Source organism: Curtobacterium sp. 18060 (genome assembly GCF_902706105.1).
Classification (GTDB): domain Bacteria; phylum Actinomycetota; class Actinomycetes; order Actinomycetales; family Microbacteriaceae; genus Curtobacterium.
In genome coordinates, this window is sequence record NZ_CACSJV010000087.1 from 1 (window position 1) to 5,444 (window position 5,444).

Consider the following 5,444-nt stretch of genomic DNA (forward strand, 5'->3'; position numbering starts at 1 on the left):
CAATTCCTTTTGGATTGAAGATTGTCAGTAGACAGTCAACAGTCAGAATCAACTCGGTCTGATGCCTTCGGGTGTTGGGTCTGTATTTTTTTACGGAGAGTTTGATCCTGGCTCAGGACGAACGCTGGCGGCGTGCTTAACACATGCAAGTCGAACGATGATGCCCAGCTTGCTGGGTGGATTAGTGGCGAACGGGTGAGTAACACGTGAGTAACCTGCCCCTGACTCTGGGATAAGCGTTGGAAACGACGTCTAATACTGGATATGACTACCGGCCGCATGGTCTGGTGGTGGAAAGATTTTTTGGTTGGGGATGGACTCGCGGCCTATCAGCTTGTTGGTGAGGTAATGGCTCACCAAGGCGACGACGGGTAGCCGGCCTGAGAGGGTGACCGGCCACACTGGGACTGAGACACGGCCCAGACTCCTACGGGAGGCAGCAGTGGGGAATATTGCACAATGGGCGAAAGCCTGATGCAGCAACGCCGCGTGAGGGATGACGGCCTTCGGGTTGTAAACCTCTTTTAGTAGGGAAGAAGCGAAAGTGACGGTACCTGCAGAAAAAGCACCGGCTAACTACGTGCCAGCAGCCGCGGTAATACGTAGGGTGCAAGCGTTGTCCGGAATTATTGGGCGTAAAGAGCTCGTAGGCGGTTTGTCGCGTCTGCTGTGAAATCCCGAGGCTCAACCTCGGGCTTGCAGTGGGTACGGGCAGACTAGAGTGCGGTAGGGGAGATTGGAATTCCTGGTGTAGCGGTGGAATGCGCAGATATCAGGAGGAACACCGATGGCGAAGGCAGATCTCTGGGCCGTAACTGACGCTGAGGAGCGAAAGCATGGGGAGCGAACAGGATTAGATACCCTGGTAGTCCATGCCGTAAACGTTGGGCGCTAGATGTAGGGACCTTTCCACGGTTTCTGTGTCGTAGCTAACGCATTAAGCGCCCCGCCTGGGGAGTACGGCCGCAAGGCTAAAACTCAAAGGAATTGACGGGGGCCCGCACAAGCGGCGGAGCATGCGGATTAATTCGATGCAACGCGAAGAACCTTACCAAGGCTTGACATACACCGGAAACGGCCAGAGATGGTCGCCCCCTTGTGGTCGGTGTACAGGTGGTGCATGGTTGTCGTCAGCTCGTGTCGTGAGATGTTGGGTTAAGTCCCGCAACGAGCGCAACCCTCGTTCTATGTTGCCAGCGGGTTATGCCGGGGACTCATAGGAGACTGCCGGGGTCAACTCGGAGGAAGGTGGGGATGACGTCAAATCATCATGCCCCTTATGTCTTGGGCTTCACGCATGCTACAATGGCCGGTACAAAGGGCTGCGATACCGTAAGGTGGAGCGAATCCCAAAAAGCCGGTCTCAGTTCGGATTGAGGTCTGCAACTCGACCTCATGAAGTCGGAGTCGCTAGTAATCGCAGATCAGCAACGCTGCGGTGAATACGTTCCCGGGCCTTGTACACACCGCCCGTCAAGTCATGAAAGTCGGTAACACCCGAAGCCGGTGGCCTAACCCTTGTGGAAGGAGCCGTCGAAGGTGGGATCGGTGATTAGGACTAAGTCGTAACAAGGTAGCCGTACCGGAAGGTGCGGCTGGATCACCTCCTTTCTAAGGAGCATCTGGCCTCGTGTGCCCTTCGGGGTGGGCGTGGTCCAGGCGCCTGATTCGGACCGAACGTGTCCGACGGGTAGCTCATGGGTGGAACATTGACAGTGCAGTTGGGAGTGATGCTTCCGACCTCAGTACGCTCTGCTTGCAGGGTTGGGACGGGTGGGGGTGGAGCGCTCAGCTGGTGCACGTTGTTGGGTCCTGAGGGACCAGGCTTCCTGCTGCCGTGAGAGTGGGTTGCAGGGGTTGGGCCTACGGGTCCTTCGCCGGGCCGCATGAAGCACTGTCACTGGACGGTGGGGAGTGTGGTGCCGATCGTATGTTGAGAACTACACAGTGGACGCGAGCATCTTTGATTCGCGTCATCCAATCGATCGGGCACTTTTGGTCTTCGGGTTGTGGGTGATGACGGATCGCAATTTTAATCTTTGTGGTCAAGTTTCTAAGAGCAAACGGTGGATGCCTTGGCATCTGGAGCCGAAGAAGGACGTAGAAATCTGCGATAAGCCTCGGGGAGCTGATAATCGAGCCCTGATCCGAGGATTTCCGAATGGGGAAACCCCGCTGGGCGCTTTTGTGACCTGGTGACTCCCGCCTGAATATATAGGGCGGGTAGAGGGAACGTGGGGAAGTGAAACATCTCAGTACCCACAGGAAGAGAAAACAACATGTGATTCCGTGAGTAGTGGCGAGCGAAAGCGGATGAGGCTAAACCGATCATGTGTGATAGCCGGCGGGCGTTGCATGGTCGGGGTTGTGGGACACGTCACTCAGTTCTGCCGGACTGGGGCGGTTACAGCGCATCATAGTCGAACCGGTTTGAAAGCCGGGCCGTAGTGGGTGCCAGCCCCGTAGACGAAATGGTGTTATGGCCGGATGTGTATCCCAAGTAGCACGGGGCCCGAGAAATCCCGTGTGAATCTGTCAGGACCACCTGATAAGCCTAAATACTCCCAGATGACCGATAGCGGACAAGTACCGTGAGGGAAAGGTGAAAAGTACCCCGGGAGGGGAGTGAAATAGTACCTGAAACCGTTTGCTTACAAACCGTCGGAGCCTCCTTAGTAGGGGTGACGGCGTGCCTTTTGAAGAATGAGCCTGCGAGTTAGTGATATGTGGCGAGGTTAACCCGTGTGGGGCAGCCGTAGCGAAAGCGAGTCTGAATAGGGCGTTTGAGTCGCATGTTCTAGACCCGAAGCGAAGTGATCTATCCATGGCCAGGTTGAAGCGACGGTAAGACGTCGTGGAGGACCGAACCCACTTCAGTTGAAAATGGAGGGGATGAGCTGTGGATAGGGGTGAAAGGCCAATCAAACTTCGTGATAGCTGGTTCTCTCCGAAATGCATTTAGGTGCAGCGTTGCGTGTTTCTCGCCGGAGGTAGAGCTACTGGATGGCCGATGGGCCTCAACAGGTTACTGACGTCAGCCAAACTCCGAATGCCGGTGAGTGAGAGCGCAGCAGTGAGACGGTGGGGGATAAGCTTCATCGTCGAGAGGGAAACAACCCAGACTACCAACTAAGGTCCCTAAGCGTGTGCTAAGTGGGAAAGGATGTGGAGTTGCATAGACAACCAGGAGGTTGGCTTAGAAGCAGCCACCCTTGAAAGAGTGCGTAATAGCTCACTGGTCAAGTGATTCCGCGCCGACAATGTAACGGGGCTCAAGCACACCACCGAAGTTGTAGATTTCGCACACTCGACAAGCCTTCGTGGTTCAGTCGTGCGGAGTGGTAGGAGAGCGTCGTGTGGCGAGTGAAGCGGCGGAGTGATCCAGCCGTGGACGCTACACGAGTGAGAATGCAGGCATGAGTAGCGAAAGACGGGTGAGAAACCCGTCCTCCGAAAGACCAAGGGTTCCAGGGCCAGGTTAATCCGCCCTGGGTAAGTCGGGACCTAAGGCGAGGCCGACAGGCGTAGTCGATGGACAACGGGTTGATATTCCCGTACCGGCGAACAACCGCCCAAGCTAATCCAGTGGTGCTAAGAGTCCTAACCCGGAACAACCGGATCCCTTCGGGGTGATGGTGGCCGGTCTAACGCTCGACCCCATGCTGGTGCGGTTAGCGTATGAACAGGTGTGACGCAGGAAGGTAGCTGAGCCAGGCGATGGTATCCGTAAGGTGAACCTGGTGTAAGGATGTAGGGCTGACGATAGGCAAATCCGTCGTCTGTGTGCCTGAGATCCGACGCGTACCCGTAAGGGGAAATCAGTGATCCTATGCTGCCGAGAAAAGCATCGACGCGAGGTTGCAGCCGCCCGTACCCGAAACCGACTCAGGTGGTCAGGTAGAGAATACCAAGGAGATCGAGAGAATCGTGGTTAAGGAACTCGGCAAAATGCCCCCGTAACTTCGGGAGAAGGGGGGCCGGACACGTGACCGGATTTACTCCGTGAGCGTTGAAGGCCGCAGAGACCAGTGGGAAGCGACTGTTTACTAAAAACACAGGTCCGTGCGAAGTCGCAAGACGATGTATACGGACTGACGCCTGCCCGGTGCTGGAAGGTTAAGAGGAAGGGTTAGCCTTTGGGCGAAGCTCTGAATTTAAGCCCCAGTAAACGGCGGTGGTAACTATAACCATCCTAAGGTAGCGAAATTCCTTGTCGGGTAAGTTCCGACCTGCACGAATGGCGTAACGACTTCCCAGCTGTCTCAACCGCGAACTCGGCGAAATTGCACTACGAGTAAAGATGCTCGTTACGCGCAGCAGGACGGAAAGACCCCGTGACCTTTACTACAGTTTGGTATTGGTGTTCGGTGTGGCTTGTGTAGGATAGGTGGGAGACTGTGAAGCGGGCACGCTAGTGTTCGTGGAGTCATTGTTGAAATACCACTCTGGTCACTCTGGATGTCTAACGTAGGACCCTGATCGGGTTCATGGACAGTGCCTGATGGGTAGTTTAACTGGGGCGGTTGCCTCCCAAAGAGTAACGGAGGCGCCCAAAGGTTCCCTCAACCTGGTTGGCAATCAGGTGGCGAGTGTAAGTGCACAAGGGAGCTTGACTGTGAGACTGACAGGTCGAGCAGGGACGAAAGTCGGGACTAGTGATCCGGCAGTGGCTTGTGGAAGCGCTGTCGCTCAACGGATAAAAGGTACCTCGGGGATAACAGGCTGATCTTGCCCAAGAGTCCATATCGACGGCATGGTTTGGCACCTCGATGTCGGCTCGTCGCATCCTGGGGCTGGAGTAGGTCCCAAGGGTTGGGCTGTTCGCCCATTAAAGCGGTACGCGAGCTGGGTTTAGAACGTCGTGAGACAGTTCGGTCCCTATCCGCTGCGCGCGTTGGAAATTTGAGAAGATCTATCCCTAGTACGAGAGGACCGGGATGGACGAACCTCTGGTGTGTCAGTTGTTCTGCCAAGGGCACCGCTGATTAGCTACGTTCGGACCGGATAACCGCTGAAAGCATCTAAGCGGGAAGCCGTCTTCGAGATGAGATTTCCATGCACCTTGAGTGTGAGAGGCTCCCAGCAGACTACTGGGTTGATAGGCCGGATGTGGAAGCGGGGACTAACGACCCGTGGAGCTGACCGGTACTAATAAGCCGAAGACTTGATAACACACTGATTTCCGTGCACTTGTTGCACGGGCTCGCGTCCACTTTGTGGTTCCCGACAGACGATCGGGAATCAAACTGAATACACCGCTCTGCCCATTCGTGGGCAGCAGCCGGAACATGTTTGAGACCAGATTGATGGTCGAAAGTGTTCCGGTGGTCATAGCGAGAGGGAAACGCCCGGTCACATTCCGAACCCGGAAGCTAAGCCTCTCAGCGCCGATGGTACTGCAAGGGGGACCTTGTGGGAGAGTAGGACGCCGCCGGACTTAACGT

General features: G+C 55.7%; 3 rRNA genes. All 3 read left to right on the forward strand.

From position 1 onward, the window contains the following. Positions 1-89 precede the first annotated feature (89 nt). A 16S ribosomal RNA gene (locus tag GVL05_RS19405) occupies positions 90-1,611 on the forward strand. A 432-nt stretch (positions 1,612-2,043) separates the two neighbouring features. Then, positions 2,044-5,172 (forward strand): 23S ribosomal RNA (locus GVL05_RS19410). A gap of 148 nt (positions 5,173-5,320) precedes the next feature. Then, positions 5,321-5,437 (forward strand): 5S ribosomal RNA (gene rrf / locus GVL05_RS19415). Together the 16S, 23S and 5S rRNA genes form the textbook arrangement of a ribosomal RNA operon. Positions 5,438-5,444: the final 7 nt, after the last annotated feature.